Below are 24,778 nucleotides of genomic sequence, written 5' to 3'. Positions count from 1 at the left end.
GCGTGTTCAGGTCGTGGCAGAGCTCCCGTAGTTGGGGCGGCCGAGGCCAAGCTCATGTTGGGCGATCATGTTGCGGAAGACCTCCAGGGTGCCGCCGTAGATCCCCATCGGTAACGCCAGCCGGAACAGATACTCTGTCGCCCCGTCATTGGCGGAACCCGGGGTATCTGTCGGCAACGCGGAAGCCGCCCCCAGGACATCCATCAAGTCCCCGGAGGCTTCACGCATCGTCTGGGCGATCGCCACACGTCCGAACATCCCGGGAGTAGACAACGCCGCTTCTACCCGGACGAAACTGCGCCCAAGCCGGTACTTCACCGACTCGTCAGCTGCCTCCGCGACGACGCCCGCGACCCCATCCACTACCTCAGCCATCAACATGGCGTGACCCGACATAGCCGCAATATCCTGCAGGCCATGGGCTTCCGTACCGACGTCCAATTCGGCAATGCCATGCTCGGCGTCCAGTGCAGACCGCATCACTGTCCAGCCGCCGTTCACCTCACCGACCCGGTATAGGTCGTCGACTCGTACGTTGCTGTAATAAACGACGTTGGTGCGGTCACCGTCCAACGTGCGGATCCCCCGTATCTCGATGCCAGGTGAAGCCAGCGGAACCAGAAACATGGTCAGGTTCTTATGTTTTGGTCCCTGCGGGTCGGTATTGGTCAGCAAAAAGACGTACTTGGCATGCTGCGCGTTGGACGTGAACATCTTGGAGCCATTGATGATCCACGCACTACCGTCACGAACCGCGCGCGTCTTGCAGGTCGCGACATCGGAGCCGCCCTCCGGTTCGGTGTAACCGAGACATAGCCGGATATGGCCGGACAGCACTCCTGGCAAAACCTGGCCGACGAGTTCGGCCGCACCAAACTGCTGCACCAAACGCGCGACCACGGACGTAGTGCCCCAGTGATACCAAGGCGTATGGGCCCGGGCGATCTCGAGCTCAAAGATTCGCCGGCGTATGGGACTGAACCCACCCTCGGACTCGGGCTTCCAATCCCCCGCCAGATAACCCGCGCCGCCCAGCGCCAAATGCACTTGCTCATCGAAGTTTTCGCCGAACTCCCGGTTCCGCCAGCGCACTTCGTCGGTGACGTGCTCGGTCACGAAAGCCCGCGTTTGGTCACGGAAGGCCGCGTCGGCCTCCGAAAGTGCGACCCGTGAGAAGTCCATCTAGATCACGTCGATAACCGTCGTCCGGAACCGGTCGATGCTGTCCAACGCATGCGCCAAACTGTCGCCCGGCAGACCAACCTGCACCCACGTAACACCAAGCGCCGCCAGCTTTTCCAGACCACCGAGGTAGGCGTCGGCATTGAAAGCATCGCTCCCGGGGCTGCCGCCGTCGAAGTTGGTGAATGTGACGTCGATGACCGACCAGTCTTTGCCGGCAGCGTCGCACCGGCGGCGTAGATCCTCAATGCCGTCGCCAAGACGATCTAACGAGTCAATGGCCGCCGTACCCGCGGTGCGGGCCAGGCCGGGAGAAGCGGGGAACGGGCACCAGCCATCGCCGTACCGAACAACTCGCTGGCGGGCGGAAGCCGTGTTGCCGCCGACCCAAATCGGAGGATGCGGGTTAGAGACCGGACGGGGATGCGCGGTGATTCCGCGCGCGGTGAAATGCCGTCCCTCGAATGACATGTCGTCGGTGGTCCACACCGCGCGGATCACCGCCAAGGCTTCCTCGAACAGCTCCGCGCGCTGGTCGTAGTCCACACCCAGTGCCGAGAATTCCCGCTTGAGGTAACCCACACCGACCGCGAGAGTGAATCGCCCACCGGACAGTAGGTCCAACGTCGCTCCGGATTTGGCCACTACGAATGGATTTCGATAAGGCAGCACGACGATGTTGGGAATCAGACGCAGCGTTGTCGTTCGGGCCGCCGCGAAACCCAGTGCGACGAAAGGATCTAAGGCGTCGTGCCCGCCCGCTTCCAGCCACCGCTGCGAGGGGGCGGGGTGGTCGGTGAAGCCGAACCCATCGAATCCCGCCGCTTCGGCCGCAGCGGCCACCGCCGCAATGCCGTCCCCACTCAACAGGTCCGGATGGTAGGGATTGCCGTGCATCGGGTGGGTGATGGTGAAGCGCATGGCATTTAGAACCGTGAACGTGCGTCGATCGCCGTGTCGCCGGTGCGTAGCGGCCGGATCAACGCTTCCTGGGCAAAGGATGCCAGCAGCTCACCCTCCTCGGTGTGCACGGTGCCGCGCACGTACGACATCCCGGCGCCGACCTGGGTGCTCTCGTGTGTATAGAGCAGCCATCCATGCCAGTGCACGGGTTCGTGAAATGCGACCGAGATCGTCATCGGGGCGGTGGACACCGTCAGGTGCGCCTGGCTAGTACCGATGCCTGGGTGCGCCCGCATGGTGGTGGAAATCCCCAGGTGCCCAGTGAAGTACGCGACGAGCGCCTTGGCCAGTTCGTCGCGGGTCGGGATGGGGTCGTAAAGCAGCCACGCGTACAGTTCCGGCGGCCCGACCTCGTCGGGGCTGTTGACGTCGACCACGTCGACGAGTCGCAGCTCCCGTCCGATCATCGGCATCTCCGACACGTGGGCGGCCGCGGGTGCCGCAACATCGGGCCGCGGCAGATGGTGGCGGATCACGTCGGCCGTCGGAACGTCGGCCAGCACCGTCACGCTCAGGCAGCGCCGGCCGTTCTGGTGCACAGCGACGATCGCGGTAGCGGTCGTTCGGCCTTCGTGCACCACGTCGACGACGAGTTCGATCGGCGGGCCAACCGCGATGGCGCGGGAGAACACCGCGTGCGTCGAACGCACCGACTTGCCCGGGAGACGCTGGGCCACAGCGACAATCGCCTGCGCCAAGACCTGGGTGCCTTCCACCACCTGCCGCTCATCCTGCCCGGCAATCCCGGTGTCAGCGGTGAACCGATCCGGACCGTCGGCCCGCACCTCGAACAGGTCGAGCAGGCGTTCGACCGACCACTGCGCCCGTTCAGAATCTGTGGTCAAAGCGCTCACCTCTCGTTACCCGCGGCCCACCGCGCCCACCGGCCCAGCGTGACATTTCATAGTAGATTTGTAAAGCACACCCACTGCCTGGCCCCGCGTTGACAGCGGTGCCCGTGATGCGTGACACTTTTGCCGTGATTTGTAAAGGCTCGATGACTCCGACGCCGTTGGCCGACGACTTCTGCTTCGGCGAAGGCCCGCGCTGGTTCGAAGGACTGCTGTGGTTCTCTGACCTGCTCGGCGAAGCCGTGCACACGTCGGACATGCGTGGTTCGCTGACGACGTTGCGGTTAACCGGCCACTCCCCGTCAGGCCTGGGCTTCCGGCCCGACGGGTCGCTGCTGATCGCCTCCGCCGAGGACCGGCTGGTGCTGCGCTATGACGGCGAAACCACCGAGACGATCGCCGACCTCACCGACCTCGCACCGGCCAACCTCGGCGACATGGTGATAGACGACGCGGGCCGGGCATACATCGGCTCCCAAGCATTCACAGGAGGCGGCTTGATCATCCGGCTCGATGCTGACAACGGCTCGACGGTCGTCGCCAGGGACCTCGACTTTCCCAACGGGATGGTCATCACACCGGACCACAAGACGCTGATCGTCGCCGAATCCATGGCCCGACGGCTGACCGCGTTCACCATCGCTGATGACGGCGCACTCACCGAGCGCCGGGTTTTCGCCGACGGCCTCGACGGACCGCCCGACGGTATCGCGCTCGACGCCGAGGGCGGCGTGTGGACCTCGATGACGTTGGCTCATCAGTTCGAGCGGATCACCGAAGGCGGCGAGGTTACCGACCGCATCGATATGGGTGACCGGGTCGCCATCGCGTGCACGCTCGGCGGACCCCAGCGTCGGACGCTGTTCCTGCTGTCCAGCACCGACACCTATCCCAAACGCCTCATCGGCACCCGGCTCTCTCGACTTGACGCCGTGTTGGTCGACGCCCCCGGCGCTGGGCTGCCGTAATGACCGACGCGTACTACGAGCTGATCGACGGCGCCGACGCGCTGGGTGAAAAGTTCAGGGCGACGGACCTGGCGCGCGGCACCTGGTCGTCCGAGATACAACACGGTGCGCCGGTGTCGGCGCTGCTGGTCCGCGCGCTACAGCGGTGCTCGCGGCGCGACGACACCCGGCTCAGTCGGGTCGTCGTCGACCTGTTGGGTCCGGTGCCGGCCGAGGGTGACCTGTGGGTGCGCCCGCAACTCGAACGCCCCGGCAAGCAGATCGAGCTGGTGAGCGCCGAAATGCTGGCGCTGGGTCCCGACGGGCAACCGCGACCGGTCGCCAGGGCCAGCGGTTGGCGGCTGCAGCACCTCGATACCCAGACCATCGCGCATGCGGCCATACCGCTCCCGCGGCCGCTCAGCGAGGCCCGCTCGCGCAACCTCAAGGCAATGAGTCGGGACCGCAACTACGTGCACAGCCTGGAGTGGCTGTGGCTGACCGAACCGTTGACCGAAGGCCCAGGAGAATCCTGGATCAAGCCGACAGCCGACCTTGTCAACGGCGAGACCATGACGCAGCTGGAGCGGCTGTTCGCGGTGGCCGACTGCGCCAACGGCATCGGCAGCAAGCTGGACATCAGCAAATGGACATTCCTCAACACCGACCTGGCGGTGCACGTGTTCCGGATCCCCGTGGGTGATTGGATCGGTATTCGGGCCGAGACCAACTACGGGCCGGACGGCATCGGGACGACGGTTGGCACACTTTTCGACGAGCAGGGTGCGATCGGCGCCATCCAGCAGTCCGTGCTGGTGCGCCGACGCCCGGGGAGACAGACATGAGCCAGGCGACAGCCACCACCGACACCGACACCTCAACTCGCCAGCGCATTCTCTCGGCCACCGCCGAGGTGCTCGCGCGCAACGGCAAGACCAAGCTCAGCCTCTCTGAGGTCGCCGCCCAGGCCGGAGTATCGCGCCCCACGCTCTACCGCTGGTTCGCGTCCAAAGAAGAGTTGCTTTCGGCATTCTCGAACTACGAGCGACAGGTGTTCGAAATCGGCTTGGCCAAGGCAACTTCCGGGCTCAAGGGCGTCGACAGGCTGGACGCGGCGCTGCGGTTCATCGTCGACTATCAGTACTCGTACTCGGGGGTGCGCATGGTCGATATCGAGCCGGAGCTCGTCATCGCGCAAATGTCGGGAGTCATACCGGAGATGCGGGAGGGCTTGCAACGGCTCCTCCCCGGACCCAACGCCGCGGTGAAGGCGGCGACGGCGATCCGAATCGCGATCTCGCACTACGTCGTTCGAAGCGACGACGCCGACCAATTCCTGGCACAGTTGCGCCACGCCGTCGGTATCAAGGGCTCCGACTAACCCGAAGTTGCGGCGTTATGGGTGAGTGGATTTCTAGTTGACCTGGGGTTTTGCTGGTCTTGTTGGGGTGGTGGTTCTGGCTACGCTGCGGTTAGTGGGATCGGGGTGCCGATGAGGTCGAAGGCGCGGCGTTGATCGGGGGTGGGTTCGGCCAAGGTGGGCACCGTGGCGTTGGTGCCGTGGTAGTGAATGTCGTTGCGGGTCAGGGTCGCTAGGTGGTCGAGTAGGCCGCGGAAGCTGCGTAGCGGGTTGCCGTTGGCGTCGTGTTGGGTGGAGGCCTTGGCTTGGGCCTGCGGTGAGCGTTGCGCGGGGGCGACGGGGTTGTCGCGGGTGGGTGGGTGTTCGTCGGTGAAGGTCAGTGGCGCCCAGGCTTTGCGCAGGTGCCAGATGAGGTAGCAGGCTAGCAGGCAGATCAGTACGTGGGCGCGGACGCGCTCGTCGAGGCGGTGGTGAATGGGTCGTAGATCCAGGTCGTCGGTTTTGATGTTGCGGAAGTCGCGTTCGACGTGGGCCAGGTTCTTGTAGCTTTCTACGACCGCGGTCGGATCGAGTTCGGTGGCGGGTACCGGTGTGCGTAGCACGTAGATGCCATCGAGGGCGGCTTCGGCATCGATGGCGGCCTGGTCGCGGTGGTAGGTGAAGGTGGTGTCGGTGATCTCGCGGCGAAAGTGCTTGCCTACTTTGCGTTTGGCGATTACCCGGCCGATGGCCTCGCCGATTTTGCCCGCTCCGCGCAGGCGCCCGGATGCCACCCGGGCGGCGATGGCGGCCAGGTCGGCGTCGGTGGCGGCCAGCAGTTCGTTGCGTTTGCGGGCCCGCTCGGTGGCCAGGGCGGGGTTGCGGCAAGCGATCAACCGTTCCCCCGGGTAGTCGGGGTGGCTGATCTCGGCGAGGTCTTGGGTGTCGAACAGGCTCATTTGCAGCGGTCCCTGCTCGGCGGCCAGTGTGGCGATATCCGGGGCGCGTAGCGCCGTGATCCACCCGAAAGCCGTTGCGGTGTCGGGGCTGTCGTTGAGCTTGCGCAGCGCGTCGATGCGCGCGGAGGTGATCATGCCGCGATCGCCGACCAGCACCAGCCGGGTCAACCCGAAGCGGTCGCGGATCACCTCGACGATGTCGCTGAACGCGACCGGGTCGGCGGTGTCCCCGGGCACTACCCGTACCGCCACCGGGCGCCCGGCCGGGTCGGTGAGCACCCCGTATTCAATCTGCGGCAGGCCCTTCTTGCCGTCGCGGGAATAGCCATAGGCGGCCAGCTCACAGCACCGCCCGGTCACCCACGAGCTGGTCAGATCAAACAACGCCATCCGGCTTGGGTTCGCCTCTGGCCCAAGGTGTTTGGCGGCTAGCTTCTTCTCGATTGCGTCCTGGCGATTGGCCAACCAGTCCATCGCGGCATACACCTCATCGGTAGACGCATCTGCCACCGCCAGGTCGGGCCCCAGGGTGCAATCGGCCCATCGCGACAGCGTGGACAGTTTGGAGGCCGGGCGGATCACCCGCGAGATAATCAACCCCAGCACCAGGTCCCGAGATCGGCAGGCCGGGCCCAACAGGCCCGGAAACCCCAATCGGCGGGCCATCGCGGCGACCGCGGCCACATGCCCGTGCGGCAGCGAGCGAGTGATGGTGCACGCCGCCTCGGCGGGTACCAGTGCCTGCCCCTTCAGCGTTGCCTCGATCGCGGCGATCGCCTCCGCGGGCAGCTTGGACAGATTGGCCAGGGTCTCGTGGCGGACCTTCTTGCCCTCGCGGTAGGTGCGGCGCACCAGCACCGACTCGTAGCGGTGCACGTTGCCGGCCTTGTCCACGTACCTGCTCGGTGTTCGGGCTACATGCATTCGCATCGGCTTCACCATAACCGGATACTACCAGGCAAATTCACCAATATACGTCATCAACACGCCATATTCACTGGCTACATATCCAGGCCCCAAACCCACACAGATCCCAGCTCAACCGCCAAATTCGCCATCTCACCCGACGCAACTTCGGACTAACCAGCCACGAGCGTGCGTGTCTGCACGGCGACTCGCCGTCTCGGCCGTACAAACGTGCACGGTGGCGGCGAGAAGACCCAGGCTCAGTCGAACAGCACCGCCGCGTTCAGGTACCCCGTCGGGTCCAGCGCCGCCTTGACCGCCCGCATCGTCGCTATGTCAGTCGCGTCCCGAGACATCGACAGATAAGGCCGCTTGCGGGTGCCGACTCCGTGCTCAGAGCTGACGTTGCCGCCGCTATCTGAGATCAAGCCCATCATCTCCGGATACAACGCCTGCTCCCGCTCCAGCGGGAAGCGCAGCACGTTGAGGTGCAGGCTGCCCTCACCGACGTGGCCGAACAACACCGGCAGCGCGTCGGGTACCTGTGCATGGACCAATGCAACTGCGTCCCTTGCGAATCCGCCGATCGCGGCCAAGGGCAGCGACACGTCGAACTTCAGCGGCGGCCCGTACACGCCGAGCACCTCGGCCAGCGATTCGCGGAGCCGCCACAACCGTTGCTGTGCAGCCACATCCACGCCGACGGCGGGCTCCCCACACAGCTGCACGCCGTCGAGCAACTCCGCGAGCCGATCGGTCTGGTCGTGGTCGGCGGCCAGTTCCACGAGCAGCAACCAGTCGCCCTCGACCGGGGCGCCCACCCCGAGATGCTCGCCGGTCAGCGCGGCGGCCCGGCCGTCGATCAATTCCAGGGCGGCGATGCCGTCGACGTCGCGGAATAGCCGGCCGGCGTCGACAAGGGCCTCGAGGTCGGCGAACCCACAAACCGCCGTCACCCGATGCAACGGGGTGGGGTGCAGCCGCAGATCCAGCGCGGTGATGACACCCAGGGTGCCCTCGGCCCCGACGAACAGTGCCGGCAGGTCGTAGCCGGTATTGTCGCGACGCACCCAGCTGTGCCGGCGCAGCACGGAACCGTCCGGTAACGCCACATCCAGGCCGGCGACCTGTTCGGCCATGTTGCCGTAGCGGACCGTGCGCAGACCTCCTGCGTTCGTCGACGCCATCCCTCCGACCGTCGCGGTGTCGCGGGCCGATAGGTCCACGCCGAACAGCAGGCCCACCGCAGTCGCGGCATGCTGAACCGCAGCCAGGGTGACTCCGGCACCCACCTCGATACGCCGCTCGACGATGTCGACATCGCCTACCGTGCACAGTCTTTCGGTGGACAACAGCACGTCGTCGTGCTCGGGAACGGTGCCGGCCACCAACGAAGTGCGGCCGCCTTGGACGGTGACGTGTGCTCCGGCGTCGCGGCAAACCCGCAGCACCTCGGCGACCTGATCCGCCGATCCCGGCCGCACCAGCGCGCTGGCCCGACCCCGATAGCGGCCGGTGTGGTCGACACTGCGGCCGGCCAGCACGTCGGGGTCGGTGACGACGTGGCCGGAGCCCACCGCACTTGCCAGGCTGCGCAGCATGCTCGCGCGCCTCTACAGCTGTTTGTGCGGTACGTCAGTGACCAGCCCGCCGTCCATGACGAACTCGCTGCCGGTCGCATAGGAGGCGTCGTCGCTGGCAAGGAATACGACGAAGGTGGACACCTCCCGCGCCTCGCCGGGCCGGCCGAGCGGGATGGTGACCATGTCGTCGGGAAAGTTGGCCGTCATCGGGGTGCGGATAAAACCGGGATGGATCGAGTTCACCCTGATGTTCAGCGGTGCCAGTTCCAGGGCCGCCGACTTGGTAAGACCGCGTACTGCCCACTTCGATGCGACATAGGGATGCACCCCCGGCGCACCGCGCAGTCCCTCGATCGACGACACGTTGATGATCGAGCCACTACCGGCCTCGGTCATCGAGTCGACGGCCGCCCGCATGCCCAGGAAGGTGCCGGTCAGGTTGACGTCAATCACCTTCTGCCACTTGGCCAGGTCGAAGTTCTTCAGTTGTCCGAGCGCCACGATGCCGGCGTTGTTCACCAACACATCGAGCTTCCCGAATTCGCCGGTTGCCGTGGCGACCGCGGCGTCCCACTGGTCAGGCTGGGTCACGTCGAGGTGGACGTAGCGCGCGGCGTCACCAATTTCATCGGCCAATGCCTTGCCCTCCTCGTCGAGGATGTCGCCGATCACCACCTGGGCGCCCTCCTCGACGAGCAGGCGCGCGTGTTCGGCGCCCATCCCGCGGGCGCCGCCGCTGACGAGGGCAACTTTGCCCGCTACCCGTCCTACATGTCCCATCGCACGGGGTCCTTTCGGTTAGATGGCCACCATTGGCGTGTAGAGCCCTTTGCCGGTGACCAGCGGCAGGTCGAGTGTGGTCCTAATGCCCGGTGGCGCCGCAATTACCGCCGGGATGGCGTTGACGATGCGCCCGGCGGCGCCCACGATCGCCGCGTGGTTGTGGTCGCCCTTGCGGCTGCTCGGAACGACGTCCACGGCATAGCAGGGCTCCCCGGTGATCTCGATGCGATACGAGCCGCCGCCGGCGGCGGGCTGCGGCCATTCGGGTCGCAGGTCTGGCCGCAGGCGGGTGATGTGCTCGATGACGATGACGGGGTGGCCGTTGACGATGCCGCGAATCTCGAACCGCAGCGCGGCCAGGGTGCCCTTGGCAACGCGTCCCACGGCGATGTCGAAGTCTTCCGGCGCCGGCTCGCGTTGGGATGACTCGGTGATTTCGTCGAGCTCGACACCCAGGCCGGCCGCGAGCTGGCGGATCGCGGTCCCCCACGCGATGCTGAGCACCCCGGGCTGCAGCAGCATCGGCACTTCGCCCAAGGGTTTGGCGAACCCCATGACGTCGAACATGACCTCCGAGCCGTCGTACGTCGCATAATCGGCGATCTCCATGCAGCGCACCTGCTCGATGCGCTGGCAAGTCCCGACGAGCGCGAACGGGATCAGGTCGTTGGCGAACCCCGGGTCGACACCACTGATGAAGATGCTCGAATTCCCTTGCTGGGCAGCGGCTTCCACCCGATCGATGTATTTGTCGGGCATGACGCCCCAAGGATATTGCAACAGCCCGGGCGACGATCCGACCACGTTGATGCCCGCGGCCAGGATCTGCCGGACGTCGGTCATGGCGTCGGGCAGGCGGGTATCGCCCATGGCGCAGTAGACGATGCATTCGGGTGCGGCGGCGAGGACGGCATCAAGGTCGGCGACGGCCTTGATACCGGTTTCCAGGTCAACCCCGCAGAGCTCTGCGGCGTCGCGACCCACCTTCTCCGGTGCGGACACACACAATCCCGTCAATTCGAACTTGGGGTTGGTGACGAGTTCGGTCAGGGCCAGCCGACCGACATTCCCGGTGCCGACGTGGGCGACGCGAATCGCCATGAGGGTCCTCCGTCCGCAGCTGCGACGCTGCAACCTTTTAGACAGTAGTCTCGCCGAACTGCATCTCTTCAAACGCCGGACGTATCCGCGGGACCGCTCTACTCTCTATAACTACCTAATACCCGCGGTAGCGGTCAGTCCCCGTCAGACCGGGACCGGCCCCGGCTGCGGGGAAGGACGGGGAGATGTCGCACATGCTTACCGCGCCTGAGATATTGGTGTCCGCTGCGGCGAATGTGGACGGCATCGCAACGACCATCCGAGCGGCCAATGCGGCCGCGGCGGCGCCGATATCCGGTGTAATCGCCGCGGCCGAGGATGAGGTGTCGGCGGCCACCGCCGCGCTGTTCAACGCATACGCCCAGGAGTATCAAGCGGTTTTCAGGCAGGCGAGCGCTTTTCAAGACGAGTTCACCCGGACGCTGGCTGCCGCAGCAAGCGCCTACCAGCAAGCCGAGGCCACTAACGCAGCGCTGGTGAACGGCGCGGTGACGAACGCGGTCAACACGATCAACGCACCGATCCGGTCGCTGTTGGGGCAGACGCCACTGGGCATCGGCGCATCGAGCGGCGTCAGCCCGTTGGCGGCATCGACGACCGCGTTGATCATGGGGGGCACCGGCAACCCGTTACCACTCGCCGAGTACGTGACCGACATCAACGCCAGATACATTCAGCCGCTCTTCCCGGGCGCCATCCCTCAGGGGCTGTTCACACCCGAACAGTTCTGGCCGATCACTCCCGATCTCGGCAACATGACGTTCAACCAGTCTGTCGCCAAAGGCGTTTCGCTGCTGAGTACTGCGGTCACCAACGAGCTGACCCTTGGGAACAAAGTCGTCGTCTTCGGCTACTCGCAGAGCGCCACGATCGTCAACAACTACATCACCAATCTCATGGCGGCGGGCGCACCTAATCCGAACGACATTGCCTTCGCGATGATCGGCGCGCCCAACAACCCGGTCGGCGGGCTCCTCGCCCGCTTCCCCGGGTTTTACATTCCATTCCTGGATGTGCCGTTCAACGGTGCGACTCCGGCGAATACCCCTTATGAGACCCACATTTACACCCTGCAGTACGACGGCATTGCGCACGCGCCGCAGTACCCGCTCCACATCCTGTCGGACATCAACGCGTTCATGGGGTACTTCTACGTGCATAGCGACTACCCGACCTTGACGCCGCAGGATCTGTCCAACGCGGTACTGTTGCCGACCTCTCCTGGCTACGCCGGGAACACCCAGTACTACATGATCCTCACCCAGGACCTGCCCCTGGTCCAGCCGATCCGCGACATTCCGTATGCGGGCCCCGTGCTGGCCGACCTGATCCAACCGCAGCTGCGGGTGCTCGTCGACCTGGGCTACGCCGACTACGGACCCGCCGGCAACTATGCCGACATCCCCACGCCCGCAGGGCTGTTCTCAATTCCCAACCCATTCGCGGTCACCTATTACCTGGCCTTGGGGAGTTTGCAGGCACCCTACGGCGCCGCGGTGGAAATTGGGGTGCAGGCTGGGCTCTGGGGGCCCGAGTGGTTCCCAGACACCTACCCGTGGGTTCCGTCGATCAACCCCGGACTCAATTTCTACTTCGGCCAACCGCAGGTGACGGCGCTATCGCTGCTGAGCGGCGGCCTGGGGAACGTTCTGCACCTCATTCCGCCCGTCCTGAACTGACGCGGCCGCGGTCGGCGAGGATTAGTAGGAAATGCCTGGCTTCCCGACGGCCGCGCTCTAGGCTCTAAGGGCCTCAGCGTCGATAAGGAGACCCGATGTCCTACTTGATCGCGGCCCCGGAGATGTTGACGACGGCGGCCGCGGAGGTGGACGAGATCAGTTCGGCGATCCGCACGGCCAGCGCGTCCGCTGCGGGCCCAACGGCCGCAGTGCTGGCCGCAGCCGCCGATGAGGTGTCGGCGGCCACTGCGGCGCTGTTCAGCCAATACGCGCGCGAGTATCAACAGGTCCTCAAGCAGGCTGCGGCGTTCCACAGCGAGTTCACCCAGGCACTGGCCGCCGCTGGGGCCGCCTACGCACAGGCCGAGGCCACCAACGCCGCAGTCATGTTGGGCAACGCCGGGTCCGGCGGCGCCATCGGCACGTCGACTTCCGTCGCGATGCTGGCGGGAAACCCGCTGACGGCGTTAATGATGGGCGGCACGGGGCAACCGATACTGCCTCCGCGCGCGTTGTCGATCATTGACAGCGCGTACATCTCGCCGATCTTCGGGCCCAACACCCCGGTCGCCCAGTACACGCCCGAGCAATGGTGGCCGTTTATCGGAAATCTGTCACTCGACCAGTCCATCGCCCAGGGTGTCACTCTGCTGAACAACGGAATCAACGCGGAATTACAAAACAACCGTGACGTCGTCGTTTTCGGCTACTCGCAAAGTTCCGCGGTAGCCACCAATGAAATACGCGCGCTGATGGCGCTACCACCCGGCCAAGCCCCAGATCCAAGCCGGCTGGCGTTCACGTTGATCGGTAATATCAACAACCCCAACGGCGGCATTCTGGAGCGTTACACCGGCCTTTACATCCCGTTCCTGGATATCTCATTCAACGGTGCGACTCCATCGAATTCCCCCTACCAGACCTACATTTACACGGGCCAATACGACGGCTATGCCCACAACCCGCAATACCCGCTCAATATCTTGTCGGACCTCAACGCCTTCATGGGCATCAGCCAGGTGCACAACGCCTACCCCTTCACTGCCGCCGAGGTTGCGAATGCGGTGCCATTGCCGACGTCTCCGGGCTACACCGGCAACACCCATTACTACATGTTTCTGACCCAGGACCTGCCGCTGTTGGCACCCATACGCGCCATCCCCTTCATCGGGTCACCGATTGCCGAACTGATTCAGCCCGACCTACGGGTGTTGGTTGACCTGGGCTATGGCTACGGCTACGCGGATGTGCCCACCCCGGCCAGCCTGTTACCGCCCATCAACCCGATCGCGGTGGCCTCGGCCCTGGCGACTGGGACAGTGCAAGGCCCCCAAGCCGCCCTGGTAGAAATCGGATTGCTGCCGCAGTCCTCGCTGCCCACTACGTATCCGTATCTTCCGTCGGCGAATCCAGGCCTGATGTTCAACTTCGGGCAATCGAGTGTGACGGAGTTGTCTGTGCTCAGTGGGGCCATCGGGTCCGTGGCGAGATTGATTCCTCCAGTCACGTGATCTTCGCGTTGGCTTACGGCCCCAGCGGAGACTGGTTGCGGATCGACTCGTCGCGGATCAGCCCGCGCAGCAGCGCGGTGCTGAACTCGGCCGCGATCTCCTTGGCCGTGCGCCGGCCGGTCGGTCGCAGCCAGCGGTAGCTGCCCAGCGTCATGTAGATGTAGCCGAGCGCCACCACGTGCGAATCGCACGCATGGAACTCGCCGCTGGCTATCCCCCGGTCGATCAGACCATGCACGTGCTCGTAGACCTGCGACTCCTTGTCGCGAACCTCGGCAACCTGTTCGTCTGTGAACCACTCGGTGATGTAGGGCTGCTCCTGGAAATACACCGCGCCCAGCTCGGGATTGCTCGCGATCCCGGTGAGCAGCCGGACGGTGTACTGGTAGAGCGCTTCGCGGGCGGTCCAGGATGGTTCGTCGTGAAGGGCGGCCAGTGTGCCGTCGGCGGCCTGGCGGTAGATGTCGAAGAGGATCAGCGACTTGCTGGCGTAGTAGTGGTAGACCGTCGCCTTGTTCAGCCCGATCACATCGGCGATGTCATCCATCCGGGTGCCGTGATAGCCGCGGGCAGCGAACAGCTTGGTGGCAACGGCCAGCAACTCCTCACGGCGCGAAAGGCCATTTTCGGATCGCATCTGCACTCACTATCGTCGCTGCCGGCAGACCGGCTATCAATCAACTGGTTGGACAGTTTAAGGCCGCGGCCGCCTACCGCATCGACGCGGATGGGCCTAGACTCGTGGGGCGGATCAAGTCGCGGAGTCGATCGTGAGTAGAAGGGTGGAGCAATGGACCCGAGTCCTGACTACGACGTAAGCGACGAGATCGAGTTCTTCTTCAACTACCTCACCTGGGGTCTTCGCGGCGTGGAAGACGGAAACGGATACCCGCCGCCGGCATACCCGCCCGTATAGCAACGGCCTGGTGCAGCAAACAGTCGACGTGACCGAAGCACGCTGTTGGTCGGATGCTGTTGTGCTACGTCGGATGCTGTTGTGCTACGTGGGTATGCCTCCGATTGGGTTTGGCGCTTTTGCACGCGGGATCTCCCGGCGGAACGTATCAGCGATGCCGACATCTGCCTTGGCAATCGGGCGGTCCTGATCAAAGGGGCGGGTGATTTCGGCGATGTTCGTCTCACCGGCGTACCTGAGCAGGCACGCCATCCAACCGGTAGGAACGCTGACTGGCCGCAGTTCACCCGCACAGCATCAACTTGGCTACGGTGCGGCCGGCCCAACAGCAGTACCGTCGCCATCAACCAGCCGGCACGGCTCAAATGGTTGCCGTAGTGGGGTTTCTTCACATCGCGGGCGTTGACCAGCTGGACCGGCAGGCCTGCCGCCTCCAGCAGCTAGTACCAGATCCGCCGGTCGGGTAGCTCCGGCGCGTCGTCGCGCCGGAGCCCCCTAAGAACCGGCCGTGCCCGCTTTCCAAGCAATCGGCTCAAGGGCAGCGTCCGCGTTGCATGTGGATCAACCCCGATCGGGCCCGGCTCAGCGAGGATCGCCCGCGGCGACGCCGGGCCGCCCAGTAGTCAGTCAAGGCAGGGTCATCCTGGGACGCCCAACCTAGACCAGGGTGTGCCGAATGATCGACGTCCGGACGAACTTAACCAGGTAGGCGCCGCCATCGCGGTCACCGAGAACCCAGCGGTCACGGCTCGATGGGTGAAACGCGCCAAAGTAGCGGGACACGATCCAGCGTCTCCCTTTGTGTGGATGGCTGGCCCACTTTGTCGGTGAGCTTCCACACGTGATTGTTCAGCACGTTGAACACCACGAGCTGGGCAAGATCGCAGTTCGCGGCGGTTAGCAAAGCCCCGTGTTGGGGCAAACCGAGGTGGTGCACTTTGCACAATGGCTGCACCTTATTCGGTGCGCCTTTGACGTTGCCCCGCCCCGAACCGGCTCCTACGCTCCTCGTCCGGCGGCCGAAGATGTCGTTTAGGAGGTCGAAGATGGCGTTTACCTTCGTGGTGCCCGAGCTGTTGGTGACAGCGGCTTCGGATTTGGCCGGTGCGGGTTCGACGCTGGGTGCGGCCAATGCGGCCGCGGCGGCGTCGACGACGAGCATCGTGGCCGCCGCCGCCGATGAGGTTTCGGCGGGGATCGCGGCGCTGTTTTCCGCTCACGGGCAGAGCTATCAGGCGGCCAGCGCGCAGGTGGCAGCGTTTCATGACCGGTTTGCGCAAGCCCTGACCGCCGGTGCGGGCGCCTATGCCAGCGCGGAGGCGGCCAGCGCCTCGCCGCTGCAGAGTGTGCTGGATGCGGTCAACGCCCAGACTGTTGTGGCCACCGGGCGCCCGTTGATCGGCAATGGCGCCAGCGGCGCCCCGGGCAGTGGGCAGGACGGGGCGCCGGGTGGCTGGCTGCTGGGCAATGGTGGGGCTGGCGGCTCGGGCGCGACCGGCCAGCGGGGTGGCAATGGTGGGGCGGCCGGGCTAATCGGCACCGGCGGGGCCGGCGGGGCGGGCGGACGCGGGACCGGCGACGGTGGGGCTGGTGGGGCTGGTGGCTTGCTGTGGGGCAACGGCGGCACCGGGGGATCCGGCGGGTCTACATCCATCATCGGCCAAACCGGTGGGGCCGGTGGTGCCGGTGGGTCCGGTGGGCTGTTTGGTGCCGGTGGGGCCGGCGGAAGCGGCGGAAGCGGTCAGTTTGGCGGCGCCGGGGGGGTTGGCGGAACCGGTGGGCTGCTGGGCGGGCTGATCGGGGCCGCCGGCGGCGACGGCGGCCCCGGCGGATTCGCCAGCGGCGGCGTCGGGGGCGCTGGTGGAGCCGGCGGGGACGGCGGCCTGTTGTTCGGCAGCGGCGGGGCCGGCGGGACTGGCGGGGTCGGCGCCTTCACCGACGGCGGGGCGGGCGGAGCCGGTGGCAACGCCGGCCTGATCGGCGGCGGCGGGGCGGGCGGTGTCGGCGGATCCAGCCTCGGCGGCACGGGCGGGGCAGGCGGGGACGGCGGTAACGCCGGACAGCTGATCGGCAACGGCGGGGCCGGCGGCACCGGCGGAACCAGTGAGAGCGGGGCCGGCGGGGCCGGCGGGCACGGCGGCACCGCCGGACAGTTGATCGGCAACGGCGGGATTGGCGGGGTCGGCGGATCCAGCGTCAGCGCCGGCGGCGGGGCCGGCGGGACCGGCGGCAAGGCCGGACAGCTGATCGGCAATGGCGGGGGTGGCGGCACCGGCGGGCAGGGCGTCACCACCGGCGGTGCCGGCGGGGGCGGTGGCAACGCCGCGCTGATCGGCAGTGCCGGCAACGGTGCCTACGGCGGGCTGGGCGCGACGCTGGGCCCCGCCGGCACCACCGGCGCTAGCGGACCGCTACAGGGAGTGTTCGATGTGATTAACGCCCCCGTCGTAACACTGACCGGGCGCCCGCTGATCGGCAACGGCGCACATGCCGCCCCCGGCAGCGGGCAAGCCGGGGCACCCGGTGGCTGGCTGCTCGGCGATGGTGGCGCCGGTGGCTCCGGCGCGGCGGGCCAAGACGGCGGGATCGGCGGTGCCGCCGGGCTGTGGGGCACTGGTGGGGTCGGCGGGGCTGGCGGGGGATCCACGACTGGCAACGGGGGGGCCGGTGGGGCCGGTGGGGCCGGCGGAATGCTGTTCGGGGACGGCGGGATTGGCGGCGTCGGGGGATTCGGCGACGTCGGCAACATCGGCAACGGCGGCGCCGGTGGGACCGGCGGGATCGGTGGACTGTGGGGCGCCGGGGGGACCGGCGGCGCCGGCGGATGGGGTCAGACTAACGGTGGGGCTGGTGGGGCCGGCGGGACGGGTGGGCTGCTCGGCGGCGGCGCAGGCGGCACCGGCGGGTTCGGCGAATTAGGCAATGGGGGTGCCGGCGGAGTCGGCGGCGATGCCGGGCTGCTGTTCGGCCCCGGCGGGGCCGGCGGGACCGGCGGATTCGGCAATAACGGTGGCGGCGGGGCAGGCGGCGTCGGCGGCAACGCCGGACTGCTGTTTGGCCCTGGCGGAGCCGGTGGGGCCGGTGGATCCTGCCTTGGTACCACTGGCGGGTCAGGCGGGGCAGGTGGCCATGCCGGGCTGCTGTTCGGCCCCGGCGGGACCGGCGGGACCGGCGGATTCAGTAATAACGGTGGCGGCGGGGCCGGCGGGACCGGCGGCAACGCCGGTCTGCTCGGCGACGGGGGGACCGGAGGGACCGGAGGAGCGAGCCACAACGGAGGGTTCGGCGGGGACGGCGGGGACGGCGGCAAGGCCGGACACCTGCTGGGCAACGGCGGCGCTGGCGGCGCCGGCGGGCAGGGCCGCCCGTTCTCTAGCGGTACCGGCGGGGCGGGCGGGACCGGCGGCAACGCGGGGCAAATCGGCGTCGGCGGCAACGGCGGCAACGGCGGGTTCGCTACCACTCTCGGCAAGGCCGGCACCCGCGGCGCCGGCGGGCAGCTGTTGGGTGTCGACGGCATCAACGGATCGCCCTAGGCCGAGGATCACTAGCGCGAAGTTAAGGTTGTTGAACGTCGGCTCCTCGTTAGGTCTAGCGTCGGGCGAACAGTAATGTGTTGGCGCCCTATCGGCTACGGTTGTGTATCCGGGCACTGGCTCCAAGACGCTGGTGGTGATTGTGCTGGGAGGTGTCGCAGATGTCGTTGGTGCCCGCGGCACCGGCGGGCAGCTGTTGGGCCAGCAACGGGATCAACGGCTTGCCCTGACTCGCGCCCATCCCCAAGCCCCAGCTACAAAGCCTTGAGTTCCTCGGCGACCTCGGTCACCGATTTCTTTGCGTCCCCGAACAACATGGTGGTGCCGTCCGCATAGAACAGCGGATTGTCGATGCCGGCGAATCCGGAATTCATTGACCGCTTGAGCACAATCACCGACTTCGACTTGTCGACGTTGAGTATCGGCATCCCGTAGATCGGGCTGGACTGCTCGTTGCGGGCCGCCGGATTGGTGACGTCGTTGGCCCCGATGACGATGGTGACGTCGGTGCGCGCGAATTCGTCGTTGATGTCGTCCATGTCTTTCATCGCGTCGTAGTCGACCTCGGCCTCGGCCAACAGCACGTTCATGTGCCCAGGCATCCGGCCGGCAACCGGGTGAATCGCGTATTTCACCGGCACACCCTTGTCTTCGAGCAGGCTGGCCAGATCTTTAACGGCATGCTGGGCCTGTGCGACGGCCAAACCGTAGCCCGGCACCACAATCACCTGGTTCGCGTAGGCCATCTGAATCGCGGCGTCGGCGGCCGAAGTGGACTTGACGTGTTTGTCGCCGCCGTCGCCGCTGGGGGCAACGCCGCCACCGCCAAAGCCGCCCGCGACGATTGCCGGGATGGATCGGTTCATTGCCTTGGCCATCAGGTTGGTCAGGATCGAACCCGACGCGCCGACGATCATGCCCGCCACGATCATTGCGGTGTTGTTCAACGCCAGGCCCGCCGCCGCGGCCGAGAGGCCGGTCATGGCGTTCAGCATCGAGATGACCACCGGCATGTCAGCGCCACCGATCGGCAACACCACCATCAGACCCAGCACACCGGCCGCGGCCAACAGGCCGATCATCCACCACAGCGACACCCCGCCGGACCCGGGATGCGCGTCCAGACCGATGACCACCGCGGCGGCGACGGCCACCACCAGCAACAGCACGTTGAACGGCTGCTGCGCCTTTCCGATACCGATCGGCCGGCCGGAGATAATTTCCTGCAACTTGCCGAACGCGATGATCGAACCCCAGAACGAGATCGATCCGATGATCGCGGCGAACAGCGAGGCCACCACGATGTGCACGGTCGGCGACTCGCCATGCTGGAACGCGGAAAAGCCGCTGGTCTCGATGAATTCCGACAGCGCGATGAGCGCGACGGTTCCGCCGCCGACGCCGTTGAAGAACGCCACCAACTGCGGCATGGCGGTCATCTTGGTCAGCCGTGCCGGCGGGACGCCGAGCACCACACCCACCACCAAGCCGGCAATGATCAGAACCCACTGATCGGTGTGCTGAATCTTGACCAGCGTCGCCGCCACGGCGATGGCCATGCCCACCGCTGCGATCAGGTTGCCCCGCACCGCGGTCCTGGGCCCGGTCAGGCCCATCAAACCGTAGATGAACAGCGAAAACGCAAGGATGTAGAGGACGATCACCAAGTAGTTCATTTGGCGGCCGCCTCCGCTTTCTCGGCCTTGTCGGCCGACGCCTTCTTCTTGCCCTTGAACATGCCCAACATCCGGTCGGTGACAATGAACCCGCCGATGACGTTCAGCGTGCCGAACACCACCGCGACGAACAGGATGATCTGCACGGCCAGCGACGGGTGCTCGACCTCCCCGAACACCACGAGCGCACCGAGCACCACAATGCCGTGGATGGCGTTGGTCCCCGACATGAGCGGGGTGTGCAGCGTGTTGGGCACCTTGGAGATCACCGCGAACCCAACGAATCCGGACAACACCAGGATCGCCAGATTGGCCAGTAGTTCGTCGTACATACCTAAGCTTTCTGTTCTCGGGTCACACATGACTCCGCGATGACTTCGTCGTCAAAGTCGGGCGCCAGCTTGCCGTCCTTGACCAGCAGGTCCAATAGCGCCGTGATGTTCTTGCTGTAGAGCTCGCTGGCGTGCTCGGGCATCGTCGCGGGCAGGTTGAGCGGTGACGCGATGGTGACGTCGTGTTTGACGACGGTCTGTCCGGGCTCGGTCAGCTCGCAGTTGCCGCCGGTCTCCCCGGCCAGGTCCACCACCACGCTGCCGGGCTTCATCGCTTCCACCGCGTCGGCCGTCACCAACCGCGGCGCCGGCCGGCCCGGCACCAGCGCGGTGGTGATCACCACGTCGAAGCCGCTAATCGCCTCTTCCAGAGCCTTCTGTTGTTGGGCGCGTTCATCTTCGGTGAGCTCGCGCGCGTAACCGCCCTCGCCCGCCGCGGAGATGCCTAGATCAAGCCATTGCGCCCCCACGGAACGGACCTGGTCGGCTACCTCGGGGCGCACGTCGTAGCCGGTGGTGCGCGCACCGAGGCGTTTGGCCGTCGCCAACGCCTGCAGCCCGGCCACGCCGACTCCGAGCACCAGCACGGTGGCCGGTTTCACCGTGCCCGCCGCGGTGGTCAGCATCGGGAAGAACCGGGTCGATTCCGTGGCCGCGAGCAACACCGCCTTGTAGCCGGACACGTTGGCCTGTGACGACAGCGCATCCATTACCTGGGCTCGCGAGATGCGCGGGATGGCCTCTAGCGCGAACGCCTGTACACCGGCTTGCTTCAGCGCGCCGATCGAGTTGTCGGCGTCGCGGGGTGCGAGGAAACCGATCAGCGTCTGTCCGCTGCGCAGCCGGCCGACCTCGTCCTTGGTGGGCGGCGCTACCTTGACGACGATGTCGGCGCCCCACGCATCCCCGATGCTGGCACCCGCGTCCAGGTAGAGCTCGTCGGGAAGCAGCGCCCGCTCGCCCGCGCCAGCCTCAACCACGACCGCCAAACCACTGTTCACCAGCGAAGCGACCGCCTTGGGCACCAGCGCAACGCGCCGCTCCTCGGGCCCGGACTCGGCCACCACCCCGACCGTAACGAGCATGGTCTCCGGATCTGTCATGGCGCGTACATCTACTTTCTTGATTCATGAGTTACCGGCCGGCCAATCGCCGGTGTGCGAAGACACCCTAACCGAACGGCCCAGCTCAACCGAACTGCCCGAGTCACCACAGGGGAATATCCCGCCCGTGCTCCGATAGCGGGCGCGACCCGAAGTAGCGTCGCTCGGATTCGGCGATCGGCACGTCGTTGATGCTGGCTTCGCGGCGCGCCATCAAGCCCGTCGGGGTGAATTCCCACAGTTCGTTGCCCTAGCTGCGATACCACTGGCCGGTGCGATCCCGAGATTCGTACTGAAACCGCACCGCAATGCGGTTGTCGTGGAAATCCCACAAGCTCTTGCGCAGCGAATAGTCAAGTTCGCGCTGCCATTTGCGACTCAGGAACGCCACGATTTCCTCCCTGCCGACAATGTGCTCGTCGCGGTTTCGCCACCGGGAGTCGACGGTGTAGGCCATGCTGACGTGCTCGGGGTCGCGGGTGTTCCAGGCGTCTTCTGCGGCCTGTACCTTCTGAATCGCGGTATCGAGGGTGAACGGCGGAAACGGCGGGCGGGCCTCAAAAGGCCCGGACATCTCGGTCATGACGTCCATCCTGCGCGTCAACAGTCGACCAGATTCACCGGAACATTGACGGCGAGCCCGCCGGTGGCGGTTTCCTTGTACTTGGTGTTCATGTCCGCGCCGGTGGACCGCATGGTGGCGATCACCTCGTCGAGACTGACCCGGTGGGTGCCATCTCCGCGCAACGCCATTCGAGCGGCGTTGATGGCTTTGCCTGCCGAGATGGCGTTTCGTTCTATGCAGGGCACCTGTACCAGGCCGGCAATCGGATCGCAGGTCAGGCCAAGACTGTGTTCCATCGCGATTTCGGCAGCGTTCTCGACTTGACGCGGTGTGCCGCAAAGGATCTCGGCGAGGGCACCGGCGGCCATGGAGGCGGCCGACCCGACCTCGCCCTGGCAGCCGACCTCCGCCCCGGAGATCGATGCCCGCTCCTTGTAGAGCGAGCCGATCGCACCCGCGGTCAGCAGGAAGCGCATCGCAACGTCATCGGCGTCGGTCCCCTTGCCGGTGTAGTGCACCGCGTAGTGCATGACGGCTGGGATGATTCCCGCGGCACCGTTGGTTGGGGCGGTCACGATGCGCCCTCCTGACGCGTTCTCCTCGTTGACCGCGAGGGCGACCAGGTTCACCCAATCCTCGGCGAAGGCGGGATCGCGGCCGGGGTCCTCGTCAATGAGTCGCAGGTACCAGCCCCGAGCTCGGCGGCGCACCCGCAGGTCGCCGGGCAGGTACCCGTCCCGGCTGATACCGCGGCGCTCGCAGGCGATCATGACATCGCGCAGGTGCAGCAGCTGTTCACGCACGGCTGCGTAGGAGCGGGTTGCCAGCTCGTGACGCAGCATCACGTCACTGATCCGCACGTGATGACGGTCGGTCAGGGCGAGCAATTGCGCAGCCGAGCTGAACGACCATGGCGTGTCCGCGCCCGGGCCGGCCTGGTCGGGTTCGGATTCGGTGATGACGAAACCACCGCCGATGGAAAAGTAGGTCTCCGAGTGCAATTCGCGTCCATCGCGCCCGATCGCGGTGATCACCATGCCGTTCGGGTGCCGCGGCAGCACTGTTCGTGGGTGCCGCGCGATGTCATCTTCGGCAAAGGCGATCGGGACCGAGCCGGCCAAGGTGAGCTGTCCGGTTGCCCGGAGAGCGGCCAGGCGCTGCTCCATCTCGTCGCTTTCGATGGTGTCGGGGTAGTAGCCCTCCAGGCCCAGCAGGATCGCCGGCATGGTGCCATGCCCGACTGCGGTCGCGGCCAACGACCCGTACAGATCAACCCGCAGGCTGGACACGTCGGCCAGCATTCCTCGCCGGTCGAGGTCGGCGACGAACCGAGCTGCGGCCAGCATCGGACCGACCGTGTGCGAGCTGGACGGTCCGATCCCCACCTTGAACAGGTCGAACACGCTAATGGTCATGGGTTGTCCCCGGCATGCAATTCCGATGTGAAGTCCGCCTCGCGGACGAGGTGGCGCGGCCGTCGGCGCAGCACCAGCCAGGAGACACCGAGCACCGCGAACCACACCGGCGTCACCAGCAGGGCTTGCAGCGTGTCGTGCTTCTGGGCAAACGCCCAGATGAGGAACCCGAAGAACGCCAGCACCACGTAGCACATGGCGCTCCCGCCGGGCATCTTGAACCGGGACGCCTCGTGTAGCTGCGGATGACGTCGGCGATACACCAGGTAGCTGATCAGGATGATCGACCAAACGAACATGAAGCACAACGCGGAAATCGTGGTGACAACCGTGAACGGCCCGATGATCGAGCTGCCGACGGCAACCATCACCACCGCCGACAGCAGAAACACCCCGGACAGGAACAACCCATTGGCCGGTACCCGCCGCGCGGTGAGCTTGGCGAACTGGCGGGGTGCGTCGCCCGCCAGCGCCAGCCGGTAAATCGTTCGCGATGTCGAATAGACTCCGGAATTCGCAGCTGACGCTGCCGAAGTCAGGACGACGAAGTTGATCACCGACGCCGCGATGGCCAGGCCGGCAAGGCTGAACATGGCAACGAATGGGCTGTGTTCGGCGCTGATCTCGCGCCACGGTGTCACCGCCATGATCGTGGTCAATGCGGCCACGTAGAACAGCATCACCCGAAGGGGGATCGAGTTTATGGCTTTCGGCAAATTGCGCTCGGGGGCCTTCACTTCCGCCGCGGTGGTGCCGACCAACTCGATGCCGACGAACGCGAACGTCGCGATCTGGAAGGCGGCGACGAATCCCATCGAGCTGGCGGGGAAGAACCCGTCCTTCCACAAGTTCGCGAAGCTCGCGGTGGCACCGCCGGGCGCCTTGAAGTGGTTGAACACCATCACCAGGCCGACGACGATCAGCGCGACGATCGCGATGACCTTGATCAACGCGAACCAGAATTCGGTCTCGCCGAATGCCTTGACGGTAGGCAGGTTCAGCGCGATCAGTAGCAGCACCGCGAGCAATGCGGGTATCCATAGCGGCAGACCGTGCCACCAAAAGCTCACGTATCCGGCGATGGCAATAATGTCGGCCGAGCCGGTGACGATCCAGCAGAACCAGTAGGTCCAGCCGGTGAAGAAGCCCGCCCACGGTCCGAGCAGATCGACGGCGAAGTCGATGAAGGACTTGTACTGCAGGTTGGCCAACAGCAATTCGCCCATCGCGCGCATCACGAAGAACAACATGAAACCGACGATCAGGTAGATGAGTATCACCGACGGACCGGTGAGCGAGATGGTCTTTCCTGAGCCCATGAATAAGCCGGTGCCGATGGCGCCACCGATCGCGATCAGCTGAATGTGACGGTTGGACAGTTGCCGGGAAAGATCTTCGTGCGCTGCGGCTTCAGCAGTGGGTTGCGCCATC

General features: G+C 65.9%; 21 protein-coding genes and 2 pseudogenes. 8 read left to right on the top strand and 15 right to left on the bottom strand.

Features of this window, described 5'->3' with window-relative positions; genetic code table 11:
• Positions 1 to 6: 6 nt before the first annotated feature.
• From AADZ78_RS01500 to AADZ78_RS01490, 3 genes are read right to left on the bottom strand one after another with little or no spacing between them, the layout of a single operon-like run.
• The gene (locus AADZ78_RS01500; protein ID WP_085252120.1) at positions 7 to 1,182 is read right to left on the bottom strand and encodes an acyl-CoA dehydrogenase family protein; all 1,176 of its coding nucleotides are present in this window, start codon (positions 1,180 to 1,182) and stop codon (positions 7 to 9) included.
• Positions 1,183 to 2,103, bottom strand: a complete 921-nt coding sequence (locus tag AADZ78_RS01495) for an LLM class F420-dependent oxidoreductase (protein WP_085252121.1) — start codon at positions 2,101 to 2,103, stop codon at positions 1,183 to 1,185.
• Between the two features lie 5 nt (positions 2,104 to 2,108).
• Complete coding sequence (locus AADZ78_RS01490; protein ID WP_085252122.1) at positions 2,109 to 2,999, bottom strand: acyl-CoA thioesterase; 891 nt, start codon at positions 2,997 to 2,999, stop codon at positions 2,109 to 2,111.
• Positions 3,000 to 3,142: 143 nt separating this feature from the next.
• Here AADZ78_RS01490 and AADZ78_RS01485 point away from each other — a divergent pair, with 143 nt between their 5' ends.
• Genes AADZ78_RS01485 through AADZ78_RS01475 form a run of 3 tightly spaced genes read left to right on the top strand, consistent with a single transcriptional unit; the run spans position 3,143 to position 5,324 of the window.
• Positions 3,143 to 3,964, top strand: a complete 822-nt coding sequence (locus AADZ78_RS01485) for an SMP-30/gluconolactonase/LRE family protein (protein WP_085252126.1) — start codon at positions 3,143 to 3,145, stop codon at positions 3,962 to 3,964.
• Positions 3,964 to 4,788 carry a thioesterase family protein gene (locus tag AADZ78_RS01480; protein WP_085252123.1) on the top strand — a complete coding sequence of 275 codons (825 nt, stop codon included), beginning with the start codon at positions 3,964 to 3,966 and terminating at the stop codon, positions 4,786 to 4,788. Before AADZ78_RS01485 ends, AADZ78_RS01480 begins: the two co-directional genes overlap by 1 nt.
• The gene (locus AADZ78_RS01475; protein ID WP_085252124.1) at positions 4,785 to 5,324 is read left to right on the top strand and encodes a TetR/AcrR family transcriptional regulator; all 540 of its coding nucleotides are present in this window, start codon (positions 4,785 to 4,787) and stop codon (positions 5,322 to 5,324) included. The genes AADZ78_RS01480 and AADZ78_RS01475 overlap by 4 nt, the downstream gene beginning before the upstream one ends.
• Positions 5,325 to 5,404: 80 nt before the next feature.
• Here AADZ78_RS01475 and AADZ78_RS01470 read toward each other — a convergent pair whose 3' ends face one another.
• The 4 genes from AADZ78_RS01470 to AADZ78_RS01455 all read right to left on the bottom strand — a co-directional run bounded on the left by AADZ78_RS01470 (position 5,405) and on the right by AADZ78_RS01455 (position 10,614).
• Positions 5,405 to 7,171 (bottom strand): IS1634 family transposase, encoded by a 1,767-nt coding sequence (locus tag AADZ78_RS01470; RefSeq protein WP_239655096.1) that lies wholly within the window; start codon positions 7,169 to 7,171, stop codon positions 5,405 to 5,407.
• 236 nt (positions 7,172 to 7,407) lie between these two features.
• Entirely contained in the window at positions 7,408 to 8,748 is a 1,341-nt protein-coding gene (locus AADZ78_RS01465; protein ID WP_085252758.1) for an FAD-binding oxidoreductase, read from the bottom strand.
• Between the two features lie 12 nt (positions 8,749 to 8,760).
• Positions 8,761 to 9,510 carry a glucose 1-dehydrogenase gene (locus AADZ78_RS01460; RefSeq protein WP_085252759.1) on the bottom strand — a complete coding sequence of 250 codons (750 nt, stop codon included), beginning with the start codon at positions 9,508 to 9,510 and terminating at the stop codon, positions 8,761 to 8,763.
• An 18-nt stretch (positions 9,511 to 9,528) separates the two neighbouring features.
• Complete coding sequence (locus AADZ78_RS01455) at positions 9,529 to 10,614, bottom strand: diacylglycerol kinase (RefSeq protein ID WP_085252760.1); 1,086 nt, start codon at positions 10,612 to 10,614, stop codon at positions 9,529 to 9,531.
• A 185-nt stretch (positions 10,615 to 10,799) separates the two neighbouring features.
• Here AADZ78_RS01455 and AADZ78_RS01450 point away from each other — a divergent pair, with 185 nt between their 5' ends.
• On the top strand, positions 10,800 to 12,293 hold the full coding sequence (locus AADZ78_RS01450) for a PE family protein (RefSeq protein ID WP_085252761.1): 1,494 nt from the start codon (positions 10,800 to 10,802) through the stop codon (positions 12,291 to 12,293).
• Between the two features lie 95 nt (positions 12,294 to 12,388).
• Positions 12,389 to 13,804, top strand: a complete 1,416-nt coding sequence (locus AADZ78_RS01445) for a PE family protein (RefSeq protein ID WP_085252762.1) — start codon at positions 12,389 to 12,391, stop codon at positions 13,802 to 13,804.
• A 13-nt stretch (positions 13,805 to 13,817) separates the two neighbouring features.
• Here AADZ78_RS01445 and AADZ78_RS01440 read toward each other — a convergent pair whose 3' ends face one another.
• Positions 13,818 to 14,441, bottom strand: a complete 624-nt coding sequence (locus tag AADZ78_RS01440; RefSeq protein ID WP_085252763.1) for a TetR/AcrR family transcriptional regulator — start codon at positions 14,439 to 14,441, stop codon at positions 13,818 to 13,820.
• Positions 14,442 to 14,594: 153 nt separating this feature from the next.
• Here AADZ78_RS01440 and AADZ78_RS01435 point away from each other — a divergent pair, with 153 nt between their 5' ends.
• The 3 genes and pseudogenes from AADZ78_RS01435 to AADZ78_RS01430 all read left to right on the top strand — a co-directional run bounded on the left by AADZ78_RS01435 (position 14,595) and on the right by AADZ78_RS01430 (position 18,256).
• Positions 14,595 to 14,720, top strand: coding sequence for a hypothetical protein (locus tag AADZ78_RS01435; protein ID WP_139829005.1), 126 nt, complete (start codon positions 14,595 to 14,597; stop codon positions 14,718 to 14,720).
• Positions 14,721 to 15,766: 1,046 nt separating this feature from the next.
• Positions 15,767 to 16,003: pseudogene (locus AADZ78_RS28865) on the top strand (PE family protein); the annotation flags it as partial.
• Positions 16,004 to 16,066: 63 nt separating this feature from the next.
• The gene (locus AADZ78_RS01430) at positions 16,067 to 18,256 is read left to right on the top strand and encodes a PGRS repeat-containing protein (protein WP_423752183.1); all 2,190 of its coding nucleotides are present in this window, start codon (positions 16,067 to 16,069) and stop codon (positions 18,254 to 18,256) included.
• A gap of 88 nt (positions 18,257 to 18,344) precedes the next feature.
• Here the strand turns inward: AADZ78_RS01430 and AADZ78_RS01425 are convergent, their stop codons facing one another.
• The 7 genes and pseudogenes from AADZ78_RS01425 to AADZ78_RS01395 form a co-directional block, all read right to left on the bottom strand.
• Positions 18,345 to 18,497 carry a hypothetical protein gene (locus AADZ78_RS01425; RefSeq protein WP_169726375.1) on the bottom strand — a complete coding sequence of 51 codons (153 nt, stop codon included), beginning with the start codon at positions 18,495 to 18,497 and terminating at the stop codon, positions 18,345 to 18,347.
• A gap of 13 nt (positions 18,498 to 18,510) precedes the next feature.
• Positions 18,511 to 19,932 carry an NAD(P)(+) transhydrogenase (Re/Si-specific) subunit beta gene (locus tag AADZ78_RS01420; protein ID WP_085252297.1) on the bottom strand — a complete coding sequence of 474 codons (1,422 nt, stop codon included), beginning with the start codon at positions 19,930 to 19,932 and terminating at the stop codon, positions 18,511 to 18,513.
• Positions 19,929 to 20,264 carry an NAD(P) transhydrogenase subunit alpha gene (locus tag AADZ78_RS01415; RefSeq protein ID WP_085252298.1) on the bottom strand — a complete coding sequence of 112 codons (336 nt, stop codon included), beginning with the start codon at positions 20,262 to 20,264 and terminating at the stop codon, positions 19,929 to 19,931. Before AADZ78_RS01415 ends, AADZ78_RS01420 begins: the two co-directional genes overlap by 4 nt.
• 2 nt (positions 20,265 to 20,266) lie before the next feature.
• A complete protein-coding gene (locus AADZ78_RS01410) occupies positions 20,267 to 21,367 on the bottom strand; it encodes a Re/Si-specific NAD(P)(+) transhydrogenase subunit alpha (RefSeq protein ID WP_085252299.1) in 1,101 nt (366 codons plus the stop codon).
• A 103-nt stretch (positions 21,368 to 21,470) separates the two neighbouring features.
• A pseudogene (locus AADZ78_RS01405) lies at positions 21,471 to 21,941 on the bottom strand (DUF1348 family protein).
• Between the two features lie 26 nt (positions 21,942 to 21,967).
• Positions 21,968 to 23,347, bottom strand: a complete 1,380-nt coding sequence (locus AADZ78_RS01400) for an L-serine ammonia-lyase (RefSeq protein ID WP_085252300.1) — start codon at positions 23,345 to 23,347, stop codon at positions 21,968 to 21,970.
• Positions 23,344 to 24,777, bottom strand: a complete 1,434-nt coding sequence (locus AADZ78_RS01395; RefSeq protein ID WP_085252301.1) for an amino acid permease — start codon at positions 24,775 to 24,777, stop codon at positions 23,344 to 23,346. Before AADZ78_RS01395 ends, AADZ78_RS01400 begins: the two co-directional genes overlap by 4 nt.
• Position 24,778 lies beyond the last annotated feature (1 nt).

This window comes from Mycobacterium riyadhense (genome assembly GCF_963853645.1).
Classification (GTDB): Bacteria; Actinomycetota; Actinomycetes; order Mycobacteriales; family Mycobacteriaceae; genus Mycobacterium; species Mycobacterium riyadhense.
This window is presented reverse-complemented; position numbering and strand designations above follow the sequence as displayed.

What these genes read in the sequence shown, in the direction of transcription:
- AADZ78_RS01455 (WP_085252760.1), bottom strand. Translation starts at nt 10,614, where the DNA reads ATGGCGATTCGCGTCGCCCACGTCGGCACCGGGAATGTCGGTCGGCTG.
- AADZ78_RS01450 (WP_085252761.1), top strand. Translation starts at nt 10,800, where the DNA reads ATGTCGCACATGCTTACCGCGCCTGAGATATTGGTGTCCGCTGCGGCG.
- AADZ78_RS01440 (WP_085252763.1), bottom strand. Translation starts at nt 14,441, where the DNA reads ATGCGATCCGAAAATGGCCTTTCGCGCCGTGAGGAGTTGCTGGCCGTT.
- AADZ78_RS01445 (WP_085252762.1), top strand. Translation starts at nt 12,389, where the DNA reads ATGTCCTACTTGATCGCGGCCCCGGAGATGTTGACGACGGCGGCCGCG.
- AADZ78_RS01495 (WP_085252121.1), bottom strand. Translation starts at nt 2,103, where the DNA reads ATGCGCTTCACCATCACCCACCCGATGCACGGCAATCCCTACCATCCG.
- AADZ78_RS01395 (WP_085252301.1), bottom strand. Translation starts at nt 24,777, where the DNA reads ATGGCGCAACCCACTGCTGAAGCCGCAGCGCACGAAGATCTTTCCCGG.
- AADZ78_RS01485 (WP_085252126.1), top strand. Translation starts at nt 3,143, where the DNA reads ATGACTCCGACGCCGTTGGCCGACGACTTCTGCTTCGGCGAAGGCCCG.
- AADZ78_RS01460 (WP_085252759.1), bottom strand. Translation starts at nt 9,510, where the DNA reads ATGGGACATGTAGGACGGGTAGCGGGCAAAGTTGCCCTCGTCAGCGGC.
- AADZ78_RS01475 (WP_085252124.1), top strand. Translation starts at nt 4,785, where the DNA reads ATGAGCCAGGCGACAGCCACCACCGACACCGACACCTCAACTCGCCAG.
- AADZ78_RS01435 (WP_139829005.1), top strand. Translation starts at nt 14,595, where the DNA reads ATGGACCCGAGTCCTGACTACGACGTAAGCGACGAGATCGAGTTCTTC.
- AADZ78_RS01400 (WP_085252300.1), bottom strand. Translation starts at nt 23,347, where the DNA reads ATGACCATTAGCGTGTTCGACCTGTTCAAGGTGGGGATCGGACCGTCC.
- AADZ78_RS01470 (WP_239655096.1), bottom strand. Translation starts at nt 7,171, where the DNA reads ATGCGAATGCATGTAGCCCGAACACCGAGCAGGTACGTGGACAAGGCC.
- AADZ78_RS01410 (WP_085252299.1), bottom strand. Translation starts at nt 21,367, where the DNA reads ATGACAGATCCGGAGACCATGCTCGTTACGGTCGGGGTGGTGGCCGAG.
- AADZ78_RS01500 (WP_085252120.1), bottom strand. Translation starts at nt 1,182, where the DNA reads ATGGACTTCTCACGGGTCGCACTTTCGGAGGCCGACGCGGCCTTCCGT.
- AADZ78_RS01425 (WP_169726375.1), bottom strand. Translation starts at nt 18,497, where the DNA reads ATGGGCGCGAGTCAGGGCAAGCCGTTGATCCCGTTGCTGGCCCAACAG.
- AADZ78_RS01480 (WP_085252123.1), top strand. Translation starts at nt 3,964, where the DNA reads ATGACCGACGCGTACTACGAGCTGATCGACGGCGCCGACGCGCTGGGT.
- AADZ78_RS01420 (WP_085252297.1), bottom strand. Translation starts at nt 19,932, where the DNA reads ATGAACTACTTGGTGATCGTCCTCTACATCCTTGCGTTTTCGCTGTTC.
- AADZ78_RS01415 (WP_085252298.1), bottom strand. Translation starts at nt 20,264, where the DNA reads ATGTACGACGAACTACTGGCCAATCTGGCGATCCTGGTGTTGTCCGGA.
- AADZ78_RS01465 (WP_085252758.1), bottom strand. Translation starts at nt 8,748, where the DNA reads ATGCTGCGCAGCCTGGCAAGTGCGGTGGGCTCCGGCCACGTCGTCACC.